The sequence below is a fragment of the Janthinobacterium sp. LPB2021202312-11-4 genome (assembly GCF_037049705.1).
GTDB lineage: Bacteria > Pseudomonadota > Gammaproteobacteria > Pseudomonadales > Pseudomonadaceae > Aquipseudomonas.
On sequence record NZ_JBAGKV010000002.1, the window covers coordinates 164,366 to 186,722 of the forward strand.

Here is a 22,357-nt window from a genome sequence, read left to right on the forward strand (position 1 = left end):
GCTCATTTGCCTTGCCAGCCTTAATGCTCTTGCCGCCGAACCCGAACTCCGCGTCCAGGCCCATCTGCAACCCACCGATTCAATCATGGTCGGCAGCCTCGTCGAACTGCAACTCGACGTCCTCAGCGATACCTGGTTCACCGACGCCCCCACCCTGCCCGACCTGAAACTCAACGGCGCGCTGATGATGCCACCCAACGGCCACGCGCAACACCTGAACCAGACCGTCGACGGCAAGTCCTTTAACGGCCTGCGCTACAGCTACCTGATTACGCCGAACCTGGCCCGGGGTTTCGACATTCCGGCGTTGACCGTCCACGCCACGCCCGCCCAGGCCAGTAGGCCGTTGAACGCGCAAAGTCAGCCACTGCATTTCACGGCGGCTCAACCGCCAGGGTTCCAGGCCGGTGAAGCCGTATTGGTAGCGAGCGGCCTTCGCTTCACGCAAAAAGTCTTCAATTCGGCAACCCCGCTGAAAGTCGGCGACAGCCTCACCCGGCAACTGACGCTGCAAGCCGACGGCGCCCTGGCGATGTCACTGCCGCCCCCGTCGTTGGCCGATGTCCCGGGCCTGAGTCGTTACCTGAAATCCCCGCAAGTGAGCACCCTCGACGACGGTCGCGGCAACTTCAACGGCGGGCAGCGCATCGACACCGCGATCTACCGGATCGACACCGAAGGCCACCACACCCTACCCGCCATCGAGGTGAAATGGTGGGACGCCAGCACCCGACAAACCCGTACCGCCCAGGTACCGGCCATTACCCTCGATGCAGCCGCGAACAGCGCCTATCGCCCGGTGTTCTCCATCAGCGAAGACCTGAAAAAACTCGGCCAGCAACGCCGCGTGCACCTCTCCGGGCATTGGTTCGGGCTGCTGGCGCTGCTGCTGATCGTGGTGCTGCTCGGCTACTTCGCCCGCCCGCTCGTCCGTCGCGCCTGGCTCGAAGGGCAGGCCCGGCGCCGCGCGCGACAGGCCGCCTTCCGGCAATCGGCCGACTATGCCTGGCAGCAGATTTCGCCACAAATCGAAGGCAAACCCGCGCAACTGAGCGCCCTGTACCTGTGGACCCGACGCAGTGGCCAGGGGCTGAAACTGGCCAACCTCGGCCCACGCCTGCAAACGCTGTTACGCGCCTGTTACGGCCGTCAACCGACCGAAGGTCAGGCCCTGCGCCAACTCCAGCAATCCTTGGCTACGCTACATAGTCAGGTCGAACACCACAAGGCCCCGGCGCCCGGCGCGTTACGGCCACTCAACCCCGTTCACGAGAAGGATTTCCCATGACGAACCCGATGTTAAGCCGTCAACGCTTCGGGCTGAGCCTGCTACTGGCGCTGGCCATAAGTCTGCCAGCCTTCGCCCAGACCGCCGAGCCGCTGCCGTCATGGAACGACGGCCCGGCGAAGAAAAGCATCATCGAGTTCGTCCAGGCAGTCACCGATCAAAGCAGCAAGGACTTCGTCCAACCCGCCGAACGCATTGCCGTGTTCGACAACGACGGCACCCTATGGAGCGAGCAGCCGGCGTATTTCGAGCTGTTGTTCGCCTTCGACGAAGTCAAGCGCACCGCACCGCAACACCCGGAATGGCAAACCACCCAGCCGTTCAAGGCAGTGCTGGAAAACGATCACAAGGCATTGGCCGCCGCAGGCATGGACGGCATCCTGAAAATCTTCGGCGCCACCCACACCGGCATGACCACCGAAGCCTTCGACGATTACGCCAAGACCTGGCTGACCCAGGCCCGCCACCCGAAAACCGGCAAGCCGTACACCGAGATGATCTTCCAGCCGATGCTGGAGATGCTCGACTACCTGCGCAGCCAGCAATTCAAAACCTACATCGTTTCCGGGGGCGACACCGCGTTCATGCGCGCCTTCGCCGAGAAGGTCTACGGCATCCCGCCGGAGCAAGTGATCGGCACCACGTTCGTCACGGCCTATCAGCTCAAGGACGGCCAGCCGTCGATCCTGCGCACCGCCAAACTGGCGCACAACGACGATGGCCCGGGCAAACCGGAAAGCATCGACGCGGTGATTGGCCGCCGTCCGATCCTGGCCTTCGGCAACTCCGACGGTGACCTGCAAATGCTGCAATGGACCGCCGCCGGCAGCGGCAAACGTTTCATGGGCCTGGTGCATCACACCGACGCAAAACGCGAATGGGCCTACGACCGCCAATCGCAGATCGGCAAGCTGGACAAGGCGCTGGACGAAGCAAAATCCCGTGGCTGGACTATCGTGGACATGGCTGCCGAATGGCGCCGGATCTACCCTTTCGAGGCCGCCGCACCCGAGCAAGTGCAATAACAAAAGCGTGACGCAGGACTGCAATAAACGTTTGTCGCATCAAAGCGACGCAAGTGAGCAAAAGGAGCAAGTCAGATGACTCGCATACGCAAGTGGCTACCGAAACTCGCCTTGGTGGCAGCCTCGGTGATGGCAATTTCGGCTACGGCCGGCGCTGCTGAAAAACCCAATATTCTCGTGATCTTCGGCGACGACATCGGCCAGACCAACATCAGCGCCTATTCCATGGGCGTGGTCGGGTACAAGACTCCGAACATCGACCGCATTGCCAAGGAAGGCATGATGTTCACCGACTACTACGCGGAGAACAGCTGCACCGCAGGACGGTCATCCTTCATCACCGGCCAGACGCCTTTGCGTACCGGCCTGTCGAAAGTCGGCATTCCGGGCGCCCCGGTCGGCCTGCAAAAACGCGACATCACCATCGCCCAAGCCCTCAAGGGTCTGGGTTATAACACTGGCCAGTTCGGCAAAAACCACTTGGGCGACCGGGACGAATACCTGCCGACCAACCACGGATTCGACGAGTTCTTCGGCAACCTGTACCACCTCAACGCCGAAGAAGAACCCGAACGCCCGTACTGGCCCAAAGATGATGCGGATTTCGTCAAGGCCAACGCCCCTCGCGGGGTGATCCACAGCTTCGCGGACGGCAAGATCGAAGACACCGGCGCCCTGACCGTCAAGCGCATGGAAACCATCGACGACGAAACCACGGCCGCAGCGCAAGCGTTCATCGAGAAACAGGCCAAGGCTGACAAACCGTTTTTCGTCTGGATGAACACCACGCGCATGCACCTGTTCACCCACGTGCGCGATTCGATGAAAGGCCAGAGCGGCATGCCCGGCAACGAGTACGCGGACGGCATGCTTGAGCATGACGGCGACGTCGGCAAACTGCTGAAAACCCTCGATGACCTGAAAATCACCGACAACACCATCGTCGTCTACACCACCGACAACGGGCCGAACCAGTTCTCCTGGCCGGACGCGGCAACCACGCCGTTCCGTAACGAGAAGAACTCCAACTGGGAAGGCGCCTATCGCGTGCCGGCGATTATTCGTTGGCCGGGCAAGATCAAGGCCGGTGAAGTGTCGAACGAGATGTTCTCGGGCATGGACTGGTTCCCGACCCTGCTCGCAGCGGCGGGCGATGCCGATGTGAAAGGCAAACTGCTCAAAGGCTATGCGCCAACGGCGGGCGGCACCAACTTCAAAGTGCACCTGGACGGCTTCAACCAACTGCCGTACCTGACCGGCCAACAGCCTAAAGGTGAGCGCAAGGAGTTCTATTACTTCAACGATGACGGCGTGCTGGTTTCCATGCGTTTCGACAACTGGAAAGCGGTGTTCTGCGAACAACGGGAACCGGGCGGCTTCAAGGTCTGGAGTGAACCGTTTGTGTGCCTGCGGGTGCCGAAAATCTTCAACTTGAGGATGGACCCGTATGAACGGGCTGACGTGGTTTCCGATCAGTATTACGACTGGAGCACCAAAAACGTCTACCTGGCGGCTGTAGCGGTGGGCAAGGCTGCGGCGTTCCTGCAGACGTTCATCGAGTACCCACCCAGCCAGAAACCGGCAAGCTTCAGCATTGACCAGATCCGTGCTGCGGTAGATGCCAAGATCGCGGAAAAAATGAAAGCGGCACCGGCTGCACAGTAAGACCGTTTGACCTCCGCTCGCCTTCATCGGCGAGCGGCTCTTTTCCAGAATGAGCACACATTCCCCGTAGGAGCTGCCGAAGGCTGCGATCTTTTGATCTTCGGCACTGGCATGATCGCTAAAGATCAAAAGATCGCAGCCTTCGGCAGCGCCTACGCAGGTTTGTGTTGAATTCGAATTTTGTACAAGGCAATCCGCAATGTCCTCACGTGTCGCCAGCAAGTCGTCGGCCATACCTGCCCCTCACGTCGCCTCCCCGGCGCTGCTGATCCCCGCCCTGCTGTTGTTCGTTTCCGGCGCCGCAGCGCTGGTGTATCAGGTGCTGTGGATCAAGCAACTGTCGCTGGTGGTGGGCGTTGAGGTGTATGCGATCACCACCGGCATCAGCGCGTTTTTTGCCGGGCTGGCCCTCGGTGGTTTGCTGTTCGGCCGCTGGGCCGATCGCTTGCAGCAACCGGTGTTGCTCTACGCCGGGCTGGAAGTCGCGGTGGCGGTACTGGGCGTCAGCGCGACGTTCGCCATGAGCCTGTCGGCCAGCCCCTTCGCCTGGCTGGAGAATCACGTCGGGTTACTGGCCTGGGTCTTGCCGTTTGCGTTGGTCGGCCTCCCGGCGTTGTTGATGGGCGGCACGCTGCCCGTGCTGGTGCGTTCACTGGCCGCCGACCCGCAGCAACTGGGCAAGGCTGGCGGGCAGTTGTATGCCGCCAACACCGCCGGCGCCATCGCCGGGACCCTGCTCGCGGCGTTTGTACTGATCGCCACCCTCGGCGTGCGTGGCAGCGCGTTGGCGGCGGCGATGCTGAACCTGCTGGCCGCCGCCGGTGCATTATGGCTTCACCGCCATCGTCCCTTGACGACCGATGCACCGGTGAAACATCACACGGAAAAAGCCCCGGATCGCCTGGCCCTGTGGCTGTACTCCATCGCCGGCGGCGTGGCGTTGGGTTATGAGGTGGTCTGGTCGCAATCGATCGTGCAGTTCATGAGCACCCGCACCTACGCGTTCGCCGTGGTGCTGGCGACGTACCTCACCGGGCTGTTTTTGGGCAGCGCATTGCTGGCCCGTCGGGTTGATCGCCTTCGCGATCCCTGGGGGATCTTCGGTTTGTTGATTGCAGGCGCCGGGTTGATCGCACTGCTGGAAATCGCCCTGCTCGGACGCTGGCTGGTGCTCGCACAAAGTGGCGCCGAAGCCTGGGTGCTGTCATTCGGTGCCAGTGAACTGGTGGGCATGAGCACCCGGTTTGCCGTGGCGGCGCTGAGCATCGTGTTTGTGCCCACCCTGCTACTGGGCGCGGCATTCCCCCTGGCCTTGCGCTTGAGCGTGGGCCGCGAGCGGGTCGGCCGGGACGTCGGCGCGGTGGTGGCGTTCAACACCCTCGGCGGGATCATCGGCGTGATGCTCTGCGGCTTTGTGTTGATCCCGTTGCTGGGGCTGGTGCGTACCCTTGGGTTGCTGGCGATTGTCGCCGCCGGGATTGGTTACTTCGCCGTGCGCAAAGGTCACCATGTGAAGAAAGGCCGGCGCCAGGGTGTGGTCGCCATCGGTTTGTTGTCGGTGGCACTGGCGTTGCTGACGCCGGTCGACAAACTCGCCAGCCTGTTGCCCGGTGCACGTAACGGTACGTTGGCGTTCTACGAAGAGGGACGCGGCGGCACCGTCGCCGTGGTCACCCAGGGCAAGGGCGCGAAAGCCTTTCAGCGCTTGTACATTCAAGGAGTCTCGAACACCGGCGACGCCATGCCATCCCTGCGCTACATGCGCATCCAGGCACTGCTGCCGCTGCTGATCCACAACGGCGAACCGCGCTCGGCGCTAGTAATCGGTTTTGGCACCGGCATCACTGCGGGTGCGCTGACCCGTTATCCGGGGCTGGAACACCGGGTGGTCGCCGAGTTGCTGCCGTCGGTGGTCAAAGCCGCGCCACTGTTCAAGGGCAACTTCAATGCTGCTGCCGATTCGGGCGTGGACGTGCGCCTGCGCGATGGTCGCCAGGAACTGCTGCGCAGTCCGCAAACTTACGACCTGATCACCCTCGAACCGCCACCGCCCTCCGCCGCCGGTGTGGTCAATCTCTATTCCCGGGATTTCTACCAGTTGGCCGCCAGCCGCCTGGAGAAAAACGGCCTGGTCGCCCAATGGCTACCGCTGCCGACCCAGAACATCGACGACTCGCGCTCATTGGTACGCAGCTTTCTCGACGTCTTCCCCTATGCGACGCTGTGGACCAGTGAGTTCCACGAAATGCTGCTGGTGGGTTCGCTGGAGCCGATTGAACTGGATGCGGCGAAAATCAGTGAGCGCTTCCAGCAGGACAGCGTTCGCAGCACCTTGCAGGACGTGGGCATTGGTTCGGCGGCGGCGTTGTTGTCGACCTGGGTGACGGACCGCGCGGGGCTCGAACGTTTTGCCGCTGACGCCCCAGCAGTGACCGACGATCACCCGCGTATCGAATACGCACCGTGGGTGCGCGCCAAAGAGATCAGCCGCGTATTGCCGGCGCTGCTCGACTTGCACAGCGCGCCGCCATTGGTGAATGCCGACACCGGTTTCAACGAACGAATGAACGCACACCGCCAGCGCTTGATGCAGTTTTACCGGGCGAGTTTGCATGCTTACGATGGGGATCGTGACGCCTGGGCACGGGACATTGGCGAGGTGATGCGCGGGGATGGAGGGAATCCGTATTACCGGTGGTTTGTCGGGGAGTGATTTTGTGCCTGGAAGAGCGCTTTCGCGAGCAACCCTGCTCCCACAGTGGAACTCTGGTGTACACAATATGTGTGACCAAACAGATCCACTGTGGGAGCGGGCTTGCTCGCGAAGCTTTCAGGCGTTTACCTGGCCTTGAGCTTCAAATACGACTGATGCAAATCCGAAGCCCAGCCATCGATCACGCCTTTGACGTCATCGGTCTTCATCACCTGGGTATCGTTCTCCAGCGGTTTGCCGGTGCCTTTACGCACCACCTGCGCCACCACGCTGTTGTTGCTGCCATCAAGGAACACCGCCTCCGTCGCCAGGGTGGTTTCCTGATCGCGAATCCCGCTGGCGGTGCTGACCGCTGCGGCCACCAACGCAATCGGGATCACTTCATACGGTTTCAGGCCTTCGGTCTTGCTGCTGACCGCCGTGATCGCCGCGCGCACCACGATCACGCCGGGCCCCGGGCCGGTGGCCAATGGCAAGGATTTACCCAGTTCGCGCTTCAGCGCCTGGTCGTAGTAACCGGTGATGCCATTGAGGGTGGCCTGGGGGATTTTCACGGTCGCTTGGGGCTTGGGATAGAGCTGGGTCGGCTCGATGTAGACGCTGGTGAATTTATTGATATTGAGTTTGGGGTCCATCCAGCGCATGACCTCGGCGCCCGATGGCGACTTGGCTTCCTTGAGCTGGCTGTAGTCCTTGAGAAAACCTGAATACTGATCCGGTTCGACCACTTTGCTGGAGCAACCGACCACCCCGATCGAGGCAATGCACAGTGTGCTCATCATTAACGCAAGCTTCATGCTGTAACTCCTGTAAGAGGGTCGATAACGCGACGGAAAACGCACAGGTAGTTATAGCCAGATATCAATAATCTGCCGGCCGCATCATCGAATATTCATCTAAGGCTGTGGCGCACCGCACAAAGCCCATTTGACAGACGCGTGCCATCCGGCAAAGCTGCATCGAGCTTCAAAGCGCGCCCTGAATGGCCAACGCACTCGGACTACGGAAGTCGCAATGCTGAAGCATAAAAATAAAGTAGCAAACCCAAACCCTGATTCGCCACCGACCCTGATTAACCGTTACCTGTTCCCCGCGACCATCAGCATTTTGCTAGTGGCCGTGGCGGCGATTGGCTGGTTTCTTTTCGCCAGCAGCACGCCAACGCCTGCGAAGCCTGTGCCGGTCAGTGCCCCCGTCGTTCAACCGGCCAAATCGGTAGCCGTTGCGGTGCCCGCAACGATGGTTGACGAGCAACAATGCCAGGGCTGCCACACCGGCCAGGTCAAGGACTGGCAAGGTTCCCATCACCAATTGGCGATGCAACCCGCCGCCACCGGCACGATGTTGGGGGACTTCAACAACGTCACCTTCAAGGCCGAAAAAGAGACCACCCTGTTTTCACGTAAGGGTGACGAATTCTGGGTCAACACACCGGGGATCGATGGCAAGAATAGCGACTTCAAAGTCGCCTACACCTTCGGCATCGCACCGCTGCAGCAATATTTGATCGAGGTCGGCGAAGGTCGGCTGCAAGCCTTGGGCGTGGCCTGGGATACCGAGAAGCAGCGCTGGTTTCACCTCTATCCGGGCCAGGGCGTGAACTTCAAGAACCCGCTGCACTGGAGCAAGCCGAGCCAGAATGCCAACTTCATGTGTGTCGAGTGCCATACCACCGGCTACAAGCGCAATTTCGATGCAGTGAAAAACACCTTTGACAGTCATTGGAACAGCCTGGGCGTCGGCTGCCAGGCCTGTCACGGTCCGGCCTCGAATCACCTGGAATGGACGGCAAAAAAAACCGATCTGATCCACGCCGGTTTTGCCGTCGACCTCAAGGACAAGAACGCCACCGTCGAGCTCGAAACCTGCGCCCGTTGCCACTCGCGCCGGGCACCGCTGGGGGATGGCTACACCGTCGGCAAACGGCTGATGGATGACTATCTGCCAAGCACACTGACCCGCGAGTTGTACGCGCTGGACGGCAAGATCAAGGACGAAGTGTTCGAACACGGCTCCTTCGCCCAAAGCAAGATGTTCGACAAGGGTGTGCGCTGCAGCAACTGCCACAACCCCCACAGCACCGAGCTCAAGGCACCGGGGAACGGCGTGTGCCTGCAATGCCACAACACCGCCGGCAAGACTTCGGTCGAAGGTGTCGATGGCAAAGGCCTGCAAGCGAAGAACTACGATTCCATCGAACACACCCGACACACCATGGGCCAACCGGGTTCCCAGTGCGTGGATTGCCACATGCCGGGCAAGTTCTACATGGGCAACGACTTCCGGCATGACCACAGCTTCAGCATTCCCAACCCCGAACGGGCGTCGAGACTCGGCACGCCGGATGCCTGCCTGACCTGTCACCAGGGCAAGGCCGGGGACAAGGTCACCGAGCAATTCAAGCTCTGGAACACGGCTTCGGCATCTGCTGTGCAGGCGCCGCGCTATGACGAAAGCCTGTGGCTGATCCGTAATGGCCAACCGGGTGCCGCGCAAGCCCTGTATGAGCAATTGCAGCGCAGCAACCTGCCGGCGATTCAACGGGCGACGCTGCTGGCCGAACTGCCGCTATACCCGAGCGAGCAAGCGCTGAAACTCGCGACCAAGGACCTGAGCAACCCGGCGCCGCAAGTACGTGAAAGCGCGGTGCGGGCGATCAGTGCGTTCCTGCCGCCACCGGAGCGTGCGCCGCTACTGACGCCGTTGCTTGGCGATCCGGTGAAAGCCGTACGGATTGTCGCCGCGCGGGATTTGCTGAGCGTTGCGCGCAACGGTTTGGGCGCGGCTCAAGCGAACTGGGAAGCGGCCATTGCCGAGTACGAGGACGTGCAAAAAAACCTGGCGGAACGGGCTGAGGCCAACCTCAACCTGGCGATGCTCTATCAGGCCAGTGGTCGCACGGCGGACGTCGAACCGCTGCTGCGCGCAGCCCTGAAACGTGATCCGGATTTCTACCCGGCGCTGGTGACCCTGGTGCAATGGCTGGAGGCCAATGGGCGCGGGCCCGAGGCGCAAGCGCTGCTGGAACAGAGCGTCAAGGACCACCCGGACGCTGCACTGTTGCTGCATACCCAGGGTTTGTCGCTGATCCGTGCCGGCAAAACCGCCCAGGCCATGCCGCTGCTGCACAAAGCCGCCGCGCTGGAGCCCCAGAGCGCGCAGTACGGGTATGTACTGGCCGTGGCGCTGCATGACAGCGGCCAGGTGAATGAGGCGTGCGAGGAGCTGGAGCGGCTGTTGAAGGTCCAGCCGGCGAATCGTAATGCGCGGTTGTCGTTGATCCAGTACTACCTGGAGAACGGCCAGGAACCCAAGGCCCAGGTGCTGTTGCAGGGCTGGAAGAAGATGAACATGGGGGACCCGGCGTTGAAATAACCGGACAGCCCCACCCCGTTCCCCCGTAGGAGCTGCCGAAGGCTGCGATCTTTTGATCTTGCTCTTCTCGATCCCAAAGCAAGATCAAAAGATCGCAGCCTTCGGCAGTTCCTACGGGGTTATGGGCCAGCCGTTAAACGATCACCAGGTCGACCCGCTCTGCGCCGCCAGCGCCCTCCGACTATTGGCCCGCATCGCCTTGATCAACGACACCGTCCCTACCAGCAGAATCGCCGCGCCAAACAAAAAGTCGATGTTGTACAGCTGAAAATCCTGCAATGGACCGATCAGCAACACCCGAACCGCACCAATCCCCACCAGCGTGGCGAGAAAGTCGATCCCCGGCTCGTCGCGATAAAACACGTGCATCAGCGGCAGGCAAATCACCAGCAACAACAGCAGGACGATCACCTTGAACGAGCCCTTGCGCTCGACGCTGAACGCACATTCCGTGGTCGCATAAGGCTTGTAGTCCTCCTCGCGCACCATCGGGTTTTTCTCGTTGATGTACTCCGCACGGTTGTACTTCTGGATCGGTATGAAGGTGTTCGACATCTCCATCAGCGTGGTGATGTGGCGAAAGCGCAAGTCGATGCGCTCAGTGCCCTTGAGGTAATACAGCACCGGTTTGTAGCCGTAGCGGTAGGTATCGAAAGGAAATTCGGTGGCCCGCCCCTGCACGTTGATCGGTCGCGGCTCCAGCTCGGCGTAGGCACTTTTGTTGTCGGCGGCGAGGTTGCGGCTCAGGGGTTTGATCCGCACCTGTTCGAGGAAAATCGGCGTGGCGCCGTAGGACCATTGCAACGGTTCCAGACGCAGACGTAATTCGTTACGGCCCAGGTCGTAGCGGTTGAACGTGCGCTCGGACACGATCACCGAACCGCCGAGCATGAACTCGCCACGCAGGTTGTTGGTGACGCGCAGGGTCAATTGATCCTTGCCCGCCGACAACGCATCGGCGGACGGTGGCGTGCCACACCAGGCGCTGCTGTCATAAGCGCCACCCAACTGCCCGCCACGGTTTTCCTGGAACACGTAAAAATAACCCGCCCACAGGGTCAGCATCAGCAAACTTGCCGTCAGCCCTAAAATCTTCTTGCCGAAGCTCACAACGCCAGACTCCCTTCTTGATTTCGTCCATGCAGCCAAAAAACCGCTGAGTGCGGCGGACTCTACCAAAAGGTCGTCAACCTCCAAAGCAAAAGATCGCAGCCTTCGGCAGCGCCTATGAGTACACCTGTAGGAGCTGCCGAAGGCTGCGATCTTTTGCTCTTGCTGTGCTTACCGCCGACGAAACAACGGCCGAGGCTCAATCACCGAACGCCCATACAACACGCTCATCCCCGCCAACCCTTTGAGCGCGTCCTCTGCAGACTTATCCTCACGCACCGCAAAACTGTCGAAGCCGCACTGGCGCATGTGGCTCAGTTGATCGCGCAGCACGTCGCCAATCGCGCGCAATTCGCCGGTCCAGCCCAACCGGGTGCGCAGCAGGTACGCCTGACTATAACCGCGACCATCGCGAAAACTCGGAAAATCCAGGGCGATCAGCGGCAGCAGGTGGAACCAGGGTTTCAAGGGCTCGACCTCATCATCCGGCCCCAGCCAGACACCCTGCTGCACCGGATCTTCGAGCCAGCGGGCCAATGGCAGAATCAACGCTCCCGAGGGCAATTCAGCGTCGATTTCCCGAACCAATGTCCACGGATCATCCCCGTCGATCCGTGCCACCCCCTCCTCCAGCCGCAACAAATTATTCATGCCGAGACCTCCAGCACTTTCGGATAAATCCGTTCCTTGAAGGGCTCCAGACCAATGCGTTGCACCGTATCGACGAACAACTCCTCGCTCTCGCGATAACGCACGAAAGTGCTGATGATGCACTCAATCACATTGGGCACCTCGGCGGCGCTGAAGGACGGGCCGATGACTTTGCCCAACGCGCTGTTTTTCCCCTGGGCGCCGCCGAGGGTGATCTGGTACCACTCGCTGCCGTTCTTATCGACGCCCAGAATGCCGATGTTGCCGATGTGATGATGGCCGCAGGCGTTCATGCAGCCTGAGATGTTGAGGCTGATGTCGCCCAGGTCATGGAGGTAATCAAGGTCTTCGAAACGTGCCTGGATCGCCTGGGCAATCGGGATCGACTTGGCGTTGGCCAGTGCGCAGAAGTCACCGCCCGGGCAGGCAATGATGTCGGTCAGCAAACCGATATTGGCGCAGCCCAGACCTTGATCGCAGGCCAGGCACCACAGCGCGTACAGATCCGATTTGGTCACGTCCGGCAGCACAATGTTCTGTTCGTGGGCGATGCGGATCTCGCCGAAACCGAACTGCTCGGACCAATCGGCCACAGCATCCATTTGCTCGGCGGTGACGTCCCCCGGTGGCGAGGCGATGCCCGGTTTGGTCGACAGCACCACGCTGACATAACCCGGTACTTTGTGCGGCTGCACGTTGCGCGTGACCCAACGGGCGAACGCCGGGTTCTGAGCCAGGCGCGTGCCGAAATCCAGATCGGTGCCCGCCAGCGATTGATAAAGCGGCGGGACGAAGGCACTGGCGACCCGCTCATATTCGACGTCGGTCAATTGCGCGGGGCCGTCCTTGAGGCACTGCCATTCCTCCTCGACTTCCTTGGCGAAAGCATCGATGCCCAGCGCCTTCACCAAAATCTTGATCCGCGCCTTGTACTTGTTGTCCCGCCGGCCATGGCGGTTATAGACCCGCAGCACCGCTTCGACGTAGGACAGCAAATGCTGCCATGGCAAGCCCTCGCGAATCTGCAAACCGAGGATCGGCGTGCGCCCCAACCCGCCGCCAACGATCACGCGCAAGAGCATTTGCCCGTCGGCACCGGGGTAAAGATACAGGCCGATGTCATGCATCATGATCGCCGCGCGGTCCTGTTTGGCCGAGCAGATGGCGATCTTGAACTTGCGTGGCAGAAACAGGAATTCCGGGTTGATGGTCGACCATTGCCGCAGGATCTCCGCCAGTGGCCGAGGGTCGATCAACTCGTCCGCCGCGACCCCGGCGAAGGCTTCGGTGGTGATGTTGCGCACGCAGTTGCCCGAGGTCTGGATCGCGTGCATTTCCACCTGGGCCAGGCGTTCGAGGATGTCCGGCACCTGGGCCAGTTCGATCCAGTTGAACTGCATGTTCTGCCGGGTGGTGAAGTGACCGTAGCCACGGTCGAAGTCCCGGGCAATGCTGGCCAGGGTGCGCATCTGCCCGGCGCCGAGAGTGCCGTAGGGGATCGCCACCCGCAGCATGTAGGCGTGCTTTTGCATGTAGAGGCCATTTTGCAAACGCAGGGGCAGGAATTCCTCTTCGCTCAATTCCCCGGCCATGAAGCGCTCGACCTGATCGCGAAACTGCGCGACCCGTTCAAACACCAGCGCCCGGTCATAGTCGTCGTACTGATACATCTCGCTACCTCATCAGGATTAGACACAGCCCCTGTGGGAGCGGGCTTGCTCGCGAAGGCGGCGGCACATTCAACATTGATGTCGCCTGACACAGCGCTTTCGCGAGCAAGCCCGCTCCCACAGGGATTGCGTTAGGAGTCGGGCTCTGCGGCTCGTTCGACGGGAGCGACTATGAACCTGCGGCGCAGCACGTTACAGACCCACCTGAAACCTAAAAAACCGTATCAGAGCGCGGCAGATGGCCGCAGGCATGCCTCGCATCTGATCCGCATAAATCAAGTTTTCCTGAGTCTGTTTTGTTTCCGACAGGGTTTCTACAGTGCATCCCATGCCAGACCGGGTGGCCTGGCAAGACTTTGCATGGATGAACTGACCATGAGCACAGCAACAATCGGACAGGCCTATAACTACAAGGTCGTCCGCCAATTCGTCGTGGCGACCATCGTCTGGGGCGTCGTGGGGATGGCGATGGGGGTGTTTATCGCCTCGCAACTGGTGTGGCCCGAAATGAACCTCGACCTGCCATGGACCACCTTCGGTCGCCTGCGCCCGCTGCACACCAGCCTGGTGATTTTCGGCTTTGCCGGCAGCGCGCAATTCGCCGCCAGTTATTACGCGGTACAGCGTACGTGCCAGGTGCGGCTGTTCTCGGACACGCTCGCGGCGTTCACCTTCTGGGGCTGGCAATCGGTGATCGTGATCATGCTGATCACCCTACCGCTGGGCTACACCACTACCAAGGAATACGCCGAGATCGAATTCTCCGGCGCGGTGTGGATGACCGTGGTGTGGGTCGCCTACGCCGTCGTGTTTTTCACCACGGTGGTGCGGCGCAAAACCAAGCATATCTACGTCGGCAACTGGTTTTTTGGCGCGTTCATCGTGGTAATCGCCATGCTGCACGTGGTCAATCACCTGTCGATTCCGGTGGGCTGGTTCAAGTCGTACCCGGTGTATTCCGGGGCCACCGACGCCATGGTGCAGTGGTGGTACGGGCACAACGCGGTGGGTTTCTTCCTGACCACCGGGTTCCTCGGGATGATGTATTACTTCGTACCGAAACAGGTCGGGCGGCCGGTGTATTCCTATCGCTTGTCGATCGTGCATTTCTGGGCGTTGATCACCCTGTACATCTGGGCCGGCCCGCACCACTTGCACTACACCGCACTGCCGGACTGGGCGCAGTCCCTCGGCATGGCGATGTCGCTGATCCTGCTGGCGCCGAGCTGGGGCGGGATGATCAACGGGATGATGACGCTCTCGGGCGCCTGGCATAAGTTGCGCACCGACCCGATCCTGCGTTTTCTGGTGCTGTCCCTGGCGTTCTACGGCATGTCCACGTTCGAAGGGCCGATGATGGCGATCAAAACAGTGAACGCCCTCTCCCACTACACCGACTGGACCATCGGCCACGTTCACGCCGGCGCCCTCGGCTGGGTAGCGATGATCACCTTCGGCGCGATCTACCACATGGTGCCGAAAGTCTTCGGTCGCGAGCAGATGTTCAGCACACCGCTGATCAACCTGCACTTCTGGCTGGCCACGATTGGCACCGTGCTGTACATCGCCTCGATGTGGGTCAACGGCATCACCCAAGGCTTGATGTGGCGCGCGATCAACGACGACGGCACGCTGACCTACTCCTTCGTCGAAGCCTTGCAGGCCAGCCATCCGGGGTTTGTGGTGCGGTTTGCCGGCGGGGTGTTCTTCCTGACGGGCATGCTGCTGATGGCCTACAACTGCTGGCGCACCGTGCGGGTCGCGGACGTGGCGATGGCCGAGCGTGAAGCGCAGATTGCGTGAGGTTTGAAATGATCGAGATGATGTTGAATCTGCTCGGGGTGATCGGGTTTTGGCTGGCGATTGAGTATTGCCTGAAACACCAGACGCCCGAGAGCCTGGAGGATGCAAGCCTGATTCCGTTTGCTGATGATCCAGAGGTGGCGCGTCGGGTGGAATTGGCGACGGGCAAGATTGTGAAGGCCGTGGCGCCTGAAGAGGCTAAACCTGGATGGGGGAATTTGGAGGTTTGAGTACTGGCTTCAGATGATGTGTGTCACGTTCGTTCGTCGACACCGCGATGGAAGTCGCTCGTTTCTGGGCGGCGGATTGGTCTAGGCTGCTCCGGTAAGCGCCGTCAAAGTCATGGCGGCGACGGCGGCGACGGCGGCGACGGCCGTGACCGCAGCAGTCAGCCAGATGACACCCGTTGCGGCGCTGGCCAATTCTATCGGGACGCCGCAAGACCCGTTCGAGAAAAACAAGGTCTACGAGCAACTTAAGTCACGTGTCGCCAGACGATCAGGTTGCGGGCATCACACTGCCAGGAAAAATCGCGGATGGGTTCAAACAGACAGGTGCGAGCGCGTATTCAGCAAAATCCCTTGATCCTCAATAAAAGAGTCCACGATGAAACGCGCACTTTTTTCGATTATCGCGCTCTCGCTGCTGCTCGGCGGCTGTGAGCTGAGCACCTTGGCAGACTGCGCCGGACGCGCACCGCTGGCAATTCAACCCGACAGTCTCGCGAGCGCGACAGCGGGCAAGCCTTATCGCGTCAGCGTCGAGGTAAAAAGACCCAACGTCGCCGTTGCCGGATTTTATGTCGACCCGGCACAGCCACTGCCTGAAGGGTTGAAACTGGTTTATGAGCAAGGCCAGAACCTTGCCGAGATCATCGGCACACCGACAGCGCCCGGCCAGTATGAAGTCTCGATATACCTCAACACTTACGGCACTCAGTGCACCGGGCAAGCGGCGCAACGAACCTACACGCTGAACGTTGTGAACGATTGATACAACACAACGCCCGGCGTTTGATCAACCGCGCTCGCGGGGAATCAGGCTCTGCAACTGCAACGCCAGGAAGTTCGCATCAAAGCTGAACGTATCCGGGTCTTTCAGGCCGTTGGTCTTGCGCCATTGCCAGCTAGCAGATGGCGGCAGACAGACCAGGGAAATGCTGCCATAGCGCGCGGCCGTCAGGCCCATCACCGCCAGGGAAATCTGGCCGCCAGTGCCCATCACGTCCGGCACGAATTCCACCGGTTTGCCGGCAATCACGATTGTCAGTTTCTCGGTGTTGAAGGTCGAGGTCTCGACCGGCACGCTCGGCCCGCAGGCAACGTACACCTCGCGGCTAACCTCCAGCAGATTCGGTGCGCCGACGGGTTCCAGCCACAACTGAATTTCATCGAACAGCTCACCAATGCGCTTCGCCCACACGGCCGATTGCGATTCAAACAATTGCTTCTTGTGCGCTTCGCTTTCTGCGTAGTGGCGAAGCATCTCGCCCAGTTGCCGTACGTCGTCCATTGCGGTGTTCCTTAGGTTGAAGCGGTGCTGCGGACTTTGAGCATGGCAGATGCGCGCGGGCGGCGTATGACTAAAAGCGCGAGCGGTACTGGCTGGGGGTCATGGCCAGGTGTTTACGAAAGGCGCTGCCCATGTGCGACTGATGGGCGAACCCGGCGTCCAGGGCGATGCTGGCCAGGGGCAAGTCGGTCTGTTCGATCAGGCGGCGTGCGGCTTGCAGCCTGATTTCAATCAGGTAGGCGTGGGGCGTAAGGCCGATGGCGCGGGTGAAGTCGCGTAGAAAGCGCAGTTCATTGTGTCCATACGTGTCGGCCAGTTGCTCCAGGCTCAGCGGTTGGTGGAATTGCTCCGCCATCTGGTCCAGCACCCGGATGAAGGCTTTGGACGTGATTCGTTGTGGGGTGTCGGTTGGTCTGCTCGCCAGATCGATAAACGCCAGCGCCGCTTCCTCCAACGCCAACCGGTCGGATTGCGGCACCAGCAGCAAACGCCGCATGTCCCTCGCCAACCGCAGCGCCCGCCCATGCCCGGCGGATTGCATGCGGTGGTCAACCGCAGGCAAGTGCTGACGGGCAAACGACTCGTCCAGACGTAACAACAGGTATTCGCCGCCAATGGCCGATTCGGAAAACACCTCGACGCCGACCGGGGTGTGCGCCAGTACGCCGGGGAGCGTGTCGAAGTCCACCCGTCGGTCGGAATCGATGGCATGCACGCCTTGCTGGCGCTCCAGAGTCACGCCGAGCGTGTGCCACTGCGCGGGGTCACGGGCGCTGTAGGCCGCGCGCGGGAGCAGTTGCAGGCACACTTTGTCGCCCAGCAGGCGTTGGCTCAGCATCTGAAATTTCCTGATAGATCGGCGCTCGATTCCACGGGAGACTCTCAAACAAAGGGTTGCCCACAACAGGAGCACAACATGCGCACCATCGGCCTTATCGGCGGCATGAGCTGGGAGTCCAGCGCCGAATACTATCGCCTCATCAACCAACAGGTCCGAAACCAACTCGGGCCGTTGCGTTCGGCGCAATTGCTAATGTACAGCGTCGACTTCGGGCCTGTCGAACAGGCCCAGCACGCCGGGCGCTGGGACGATGCGGCGGCGATTCTGGTGGATGCCGCGCGCAGGCTGGAGGCCGGCGGCGCCGATTGCGTGGTGCTGTGTACCAACACCATGCACAAAGTGGCCGGGCAGATTCAGGCGGCGATCAGCATTCCATTCCTGCACATCGCCGACCCGACCGGCCAAGCGGCGGTGGAGGCCGGGGCGCTCAAGGTTGGGTTGCTCGGTACGGCGTTCACCATGGAGCAGGACTTTCTCAAGGATCGCCTCACAGCCATGGGGCTGACGGTATTGATACCCAAGGCGGATGAGCGCCAGGCCGTGCACCGAATCATCTATGACGAGTTGTGCGTCGGGGTGATCAGCGAAGCGTCGCGCCAGGTCTATCAACACGTCATCGAGTCACTGACCGCGCGCGGCGCCCAGGCGATCATCCTCGGTTGCACGGAAATCACCTTGCTGGTCAAACCCGAGCACAGCGCCCTGCCCCTGCTCGACACCACCGCGCTGCATGCGCGGGCGGCGGTGGCGTTTGCTTTAGGCGATTGACTCAACCCACCTTGGGCATGGAACGCAGACGCGCCATGCTCAAGGCATCCACCAGCACGCCGTCACGCACGGCGTAGTCGCGGAACAGGCCTTCGTCTTCGAAACCGAACTTGCGGTACAGCGCGATGGCCGCTTCATTGTCGGCATACACCGAGAGTTCGACCCGGCGCAGGTTCATCCAGTTGTCAGCGATGTCCAGCGCCGCGGCCAACAGTTTCGAGCCCACACCCTTGCCCTGCCACGCCCCGGCGACGCCCATGCCGATGCTGCCGGCGTGGCTGCGGCGGATGCGCGAGAACTGCTCCAGCCCGATGTTGCCGATGATCATCCCCTGATGCAGCGCCACCAGTTGCACCACCCGCTCGTTGTCCGGCGCCAGGCGTTTGCGCCAGACCTCGGTAGACTGAAACGGCATTTGCAGCACCTGACGGGTGATCGCGGGATCGTTGTAGAGCGCGGTGATGCCGTCGATGTGGGATTCGCTGAAGCGCTGGAGGGTGATAACGGGGTCGGTGGCGGACATGGCGATTCTTCCTTGAATGGCCGCTTACTCTAAACCGCGACCTGCCTATTTGGCGATATCCAAAAATGTGGGGGTGAGCTTGCTCGCGAAGGCGGAGTGTCAGTTGGCATTGATGGTGCCTGACACAATGCGTTCGCGAGCAAGCTCGCTCCCACATTTGGATTGGTGTTCAGGTGTAGACCGGCCAGCTATCGACAATTTTGCCGCCGCGTACCGCAAGCAAATCCCCAAACTGCAACAGCACCGACTCGGTCTGCACCGGGCGCAGGAACACCTGATCCTCCACCGCCACCCCCACCGCGCTGGAGCCGTTGACCATTTCCTGATTGGAGCTGCGGCCATACACCCCGTTGCTCTGCAACCCCTGGGGGGATTCGAACTCGGCCATCCAGTTGCCGCCGTAAATGAAAAACGTCTCGCGCTGATTGGCGTCCCACCACGAAAACAATCGCGACTTGTCATCCAGTGCCGGAATGTTCACCGCCCCGGTGCTTTTCAATACGGGCGTGGCGATGTACGCGGCCGGTACATGATCCACCAGTGATGGCAAGTCATAGTGCGTCGGCTTGAGCATCGCCGTACCCACCGACACTTCGGTGCTCAGGCGCTCCTGCTCATGCAGGCGATAACTCGGGCTGCCGGCGGTGTTGAGCGTCAGTCCATCTCGCCAGAGGCCGGGATATTGCTGACGAGTGAAATCGACGGCGCGGTTGTAGATCACCATGACCTTGGCGAACAGTTCTTCGGGCGAACCGAGAATCCCCGGCACGCCCATGCCCACGAACGGGTCATAACCCATGAACCCGGCGAATTCCAGATTCTGCGGGTGAGCGCTGATCAGCTTCAGCATCTGCCCGAGTACGCCCAGGTCGCTCACGCCACCACGGTGCAAGCCCACGTCCAGTTCAATATTCACGCGCAACCGCGTCCCCAGACCTTGGGCCAGCGCCAGGTATTGCTGGAGCCGCTCCGGGGTATCGAGCAACCACTGCAACTGCTTCGCCGGGTCGAACGGCCCTGTGTGGGTTTGATAAAACAGTTGCGCTGAACGCACCGGCAGCGGTTTACCCAGCAGGATGTCGGCGTCGGGAAATTGCACCGCGTCATGGTTGAGAAACGGCTGGTGAAACGACATCAGGCGTCGGGTGTCGGCGCGTTTGGCGATGTACGTCAGCAGCCCCGGTGCCGGCAGGGATTTCTCCACCAACCGCAAGTGTTTGCCGGCGCGCCGGACCGATTGCGTCACCACGTCGATGTTGTGATCGAGGCGATCCAGATCAATCAGCATCACCGGGCGCATCGGGCCGTGGTCCTTCAACTCGCGGTTCAGCGCGCGGAAATAATCGCTGTACGGCCCGCCTCGATCCCCGGGCCGCAACCACGCACCGACACCCACCAGCAACGCTCCCACGCCCAATGTCCCAAGCAAAAAATGGCGGCGATTCACGCTCATCAGCTCACCCCCAGAATCGATGACAAATGCGCGTTGAGAAACCTGCCGCTGGGGTCCAGCGCCTGGCGCACCTCAATGAACTCCCGCCAGCGCGGGTACAGTGGCTGCAGGTTTTTAGCGTTCAAGGTATGCAACTTGCCCCAGTGTGGCCGGCCGTTGTACTTCCAGAAAATCGGCTCGACGGCGGCAAAGAAGTTGTGATGGTCCATTTGGTAATGCTGGTGGACCGAGATTGAACAACTGTCGCGACCTTCGAACATGCTCAGGGGAATGTCGTCGGCTTTGACATAGCGGTACTCGATGGGAAACCAGGTGCGCAGGTCTTTGTCCTGAATCAGTTTGAGGATTTCCCGCAGGCACGCCGGGCCGTATTCCGCCGGCACCGAATACTCCATCTCGTTGAAACGCACCGTGCGCACGTTGGCGTAGATGTCGAACGAGTCGCCGACCCGGTCATCGAAACTGGCGAGGTGGCGCAGGTTGTTGAGCATGGTGCGGCGCAGGTCGGGGAAGTCGCTGCCGTACTTGTCGATCTTCTCGATCAGGGTCACGAACTCATTACCGCCCTCCTCGTCGGCCGGAATCGGCGGGGTGGCCGGGTCGGTGGTTTCGTTGAGGGCGATCGACAAGGCGTAGTCGGAATGAGTCACCACGAGCATTTCCCAGTGCTGGTTTTCCCGGGTGTTTTTGTCGAGGTCTTCCAGCAGTTCTTCGGTCTTGGCGATCCATTGGCGTTCTCTCAATCGATACGCCGGACGGTTTTGCAGACGGATTTTAGTCGCCACGCCCAATGCACCGAGGGACACTCGGGCCGCGTTGAATACTTCGGGATGACGGTTGCCGTCGCAGTCCAGCACCTCGCCGCTGGCGGTCACCAGTTGCAAGCCGCAGACGTGGGCCGAATAGGATTGAAAGGTCTTGCCGGTGCCGTGGGTTGAGGTGGAAATGGCGCCCGCGAGAGTCTGGTAGTCGATGTCAGCCATGTTTTGCAGGGCCTGGCCGATGTCCTTGAGTGGCGTACCCATGCGGGACATCGGTGTGCCGGCGGCGAATTCGGCCTGCACGGTGTTCGCGTCGTGATCGAGCAGACCGGTGAAGTAACTCAGCGACAACAGCGTGCCGTCGGTGGGCACCAGTGCACTGAAGGAATGCGCCGAGCCGACCGGTCTTATTTTGCCGGGGGCCTGGCGAATCACCTGGGTCAATTCATCGAGGTTTTTCGGCGCCAGACGCGCCGCTGGCAAACAACTCTGGCCGCCCGACCAGTTGCGCCAGGGAATCAAGCGCGGCGCACGCAGCCATTCGGCCAGTGCCGGGCTTGAGCCGAGCGCGGTGAAAGTACCGATGACGCTCGCCCGTTGCAATAACTGACGTCGTGTCAGGTCCATTGTCATGAAGTGCACCTGCCGTTCTTATTGTTGGATGGACTGACCGGACATAAATGAAATCAGCGCCAGGAATTCTTCCTCTGAACACTGCATGCACATCCCCATCGGCGGCATGCCGTTGTAGCCGTTGATCGCGTGATCGAGCAGCGTGTCGGCGCCTTGCAACACCCGAGGCTCCCAGGCTTTTTTATCGCCGGTCAGCGGTGCCCCGGCGGCGGGATTGGCGTGGCAGAGCTTGCAGCTATTGGCATAGACCTGGGCCAGAGCGGCATCGGTGGGCGTTGCAGTGGCCGCTTCGGTGCGGGTAGCCGGGGGGGTGGGCGCCTCGCCGCAACCGCTGAGCAGCGTGGCGACGATCAGAAACGCCGCATACCTGTTTGTCCGCATAGCGTCCTCTCGTGTGGTGCGCCGGCCGGGGGCACATTTTTTATTGTGGTCAAGCAGAGGCAACACTAAGCCAGGCACGCCGGGAGATTGAGGGCATTGCCGGACACTAAGGGGGGCTTCTGAGGCCAGCCAATCTCCCGTGGGAGCGGGCTTGCTCGCGAATGCGGTGTGTCATTCAACATTGA

Annotated in this window: 19 protein-coding genes; 9 read left to right on the plus strand and 10 right to left on the minus strand. The window is 60.9% G+C overall.

All coding sequences use genetic code 11. From position 1 onward, the window contains the following. Positions 1-85 precede the first annotated feature (85 nt). The 4 genes from V5E99_RS02800 to V5E99_RS02815 all read left to right on the plus strand — a co-directional run bounded on the left by V5E99_RS02800 (position 86) and on the right by V5E99_RS02815 (position 6,691). Positions 86-1,288, plus strand: coding sequence for a hypothetical protein (locus V5E99_RS02800; RefSeq protein WP_499800766.1), 1,203 nt, complete (start codon positions 86-88; stop codon positions 1,286-1,288). Further along, a complete protein-coding gene (locus V5E99_RS02805; RefSeq protein ID WP_499800767.1) occupies positions 1,285-2,313 on the plus strand; it encodes an HAD family hydrolase in 1,029 nt (342 codons plus the stop codon). Before V5E99_RS02800 ends, V5E99_RS02805 begins: the two co-directional genes overlap by 4 nt. A 129-nt stretch (positions 2,314-2,442) precedes the next feature. Further along, positions 2,443-3,978: an arylsulfatase gene (locus V5E99_RS02810; RefSeq protein WP_499801089.1), complete on the plus strand. Its 1,536-nt coding sequence runs from the start codon at positions 2,443-2,445 to the stop codon at positions 3,976-3,978. Positions 3,979-4,177: 199 nt separating this feature from the next. Then, positions 4,178-6,691: a fused MFS/spermidine synthase gene (locus V5E99_RS02815; protein ID WP_499800769.1), complete on the plus strand. Its 2,514-nt coding sequence runs from the start codon at positions 4,178-4,180 to the stop codon at positions 6,689-6,691. A gap of 125 nt (positions 6,692-6,816) precedes the next feature. Here V5E99_RS02815 and V5E99_RS02820 read toward each other — a convergent pair whose 3' ends face one another. Further along, the gene (locus tag V5E99_RS02820) at positions 6,817-7,488 is read right to left on the minus strand and encodes a DUF3313 domain-containing protein (RefSeq protein WP_499800771.1); all 672 of its coding nucleotides are present in this window, start codon (positions 7,486-7,488) and stop codon (positions 6,817-6,819) included. A 217-nt stretch (positions 7,489-7,705) separates the two neighbouring features. Here V5E99_RS02820 and V5E99_RS02825 point away from each other — a divergent pair, with 217 nt between their 5' ends. Next, entirely contained in the window at positions 7,706-10,066 is a 2,361-nt protein-coding gene (locus V5E99_RS02825) for a tetratricopeptide repeat protein (protein ID WP_499800772.1), read from the plus strand. A 141-nt stretch (positions 10,067-10,207) separates the two neighbouring features. On the opposite strand, the gene V5E99_RS02830 is transcribed toward V5E99_RS02825, so the two are convergent. The 3 genes from V5E99_RS02830 to nirA all read right to left on the minus strand — a co-directional run bounded on the left by V5E99_RS02830 (position 10,208) and on the right by nirA (position 13,497). Next, positions 10,208-11,176, minus strand: coding sequence for a hypothetical protein (locus V5E99_RS02830; RefSeq protein WP_499800773.1), 969 nt, complete (start codon positions 11,174-11,176; stop codon positions 10,208-10,210). A 171-nt stretch (positions 11,177-11,347) separates the two neighbouring features. Beyond that, the gene (locus tag V5E99_RS02835) at positions 11,348-11,827 is read right to left on the minus strand and encodes a DUF934 domain-containing protein (protein WP_499800775.1); all 480 of its coding nucleotides are present in this window, start codon (positions 11,825-11,827) and stop codon (positions 11,348-11,350) included. Continuing rightward, entirely contained in the window at positions 11,824-13,497 is a 1,674-nt protein-coding gene (gene nirA, locus V5E99_RS02840; RefSeq protein ID WP_499800776.1) for a nitrite reductase NirA, read from the minus strand. The genes V5E99_RS02835 and nirA overlap by 4 nt, the downstream gene beginning before the upstream one ends. 375 nt (positions 13,498-13,872) lie before the next feature. On the opposite strand from nirA, the gene ccoN reads away from it, so the two are divergent. From ccoN to V5E99_RS02855, 3 genes are all read left to right on the plus strand, one after another. Further along, a complete protein-coding gene (ccoN, locus tag V5E99_RS02845; protein WP_499800778.1) occupies positions 13,873-15,300 on the plus strand; it encodes a cytochrome-c oxidase, cbb3-type subunit I in 1,428 nt (475 codons plus the stop codon). 8 nt (positions 15,301-15,308) lie between these two features. Beyond that, a complete protein-coding gene (locus V5E99_RS02850; RefSeq protein ID WP_499800779.1) occupies positions 15,309-15,530 on the plus strand; it encodes a hypothetical protein in 222 nt (73 codons plus the stop codon). A 376-nt stretch (positions 15,531-15,906) separates the two neighbouring features. Further along, on the plus strand, positions 15,907-16,293 hold the full coding sequence (locus tag V5E99_RS02855) for a putative Ig domain-containing protein (protein WP_499800780.1): 387 nt from the start codon (positions 15,907-15,909) through the stop codon (positions 16,291-16,293). Positions 16,294-16,317: 24 nt separating this feature from the next. Here the strand turns inward: V5E99_RS02855 and V5E99_RS02860 are convergent, their stop codons facing one another. Together V5E99_RS02860 and V5E99_RS02865 are read right to left on the minus strand one after the other, a co-directional pair. Further along, the gene (locus V5E99_RS02860; RefSeq protein ID WP_499800781.1) at positions 16,318-16,812 is read right to left on the minus strand and encodes a hypothetical protein; all 495 of its coding nucleotides are present in this window, start codon (positions 16,810-16,812) and stop codon (positions 16,318-16,320) included. A 70-nt stretch (positions 16,813-16,882) separates the two neighbouring features. Beyond that, the gene (locus V5E99_RS02865) at positions 16,883-17,650 is read right to left on the minus strand and encodes an AraC family transcriptional regulator (RefSeq protein ID WP_499800783.1); all 768 of its coding nucleotides are present in this window, start codon (positions 17,648-17,650) and stop codon (positions 16,883-16,885) included. Positions 17,651-17,728: 78 nt separating this feature from the next. On the opposite strand from V5E99_RS02865, the gene V5E99_RS02870 reads away from it, so the two are divergent. Next, positions 17,729-18,421 carry an aspartate/glutamate racemase family protein gene (locus tag V5E99_RS02870; RefSeq protein ID WP_499800785.1) on the plus strand — a complete coding sequence of 231 codons (693 nt, stop codon included), beginning with the start codon at positions 17,729-17,731 and terminating at the stop codon, positions 18,419-18,421. Between the two features lies 1 nt (position 18,422). Here the strand turns inward: V5E99_RS02870 and V5E99_RS02875 are convergent, their stop codons facing one another. From V5E99_RS02875 to V5E99_RS02890, 4 genes are all read right to left on the minus strand, one after another. Continuing rightward, positions 18,423-18,944: a GNAT family N-acetyltransferase gene (locus V5E99_RS02875; protein WP_499800787.1), complete on the minus strand. Its 522-nt coding sequence runs from the start codon at positions 18,942-18,944 to the stop codon at positions 18,423-18,425. 169 nt (positions 18,945-19,113) lie between these two features. Beyond that, complete coding sequence (locus tag V5E99_RS02880) at positions 19,114-20,397, minus strand: DSD1 family PLP-dependent enzyme (protein WP_499800789.1); 1,284 nt, start codon at positions 20,395-20,397, stop codon at positions 19,114-19,116. Then, complete coding sequence (locus tag V5E99_RS02885; RefSeq protein WP_499800790.1) at positions 20,397-21,791, minus strand: D-arabinono-1,4-lactone oxidase; 1,395 nt, start codon at positions 21,789-21,791, stop codon at positions 20,397-20,399. The genes V5E99_RS02880 and V5E99_RS02885 overlap by 1 nt, the downstream gene beginning before the upstream one ends. An 18-nt stretch (positions 21,792-21,809) precedes the next feature. Beyond that, positions 21,810-22,172 carry a c-type cytochrome gene (locus tag V5E99_RS02890; protein WP_499800791.1) on the minus strand — a complete coding sequence of 121 codons (363 nt, stop codon included), beginning with the start codon at positions 22,170-22,172 and terminating at the stop codon, positions 21,810-21,812. Between the last annotated feature and the right edge of the window lie 185 nt (positions 22,173-22,357).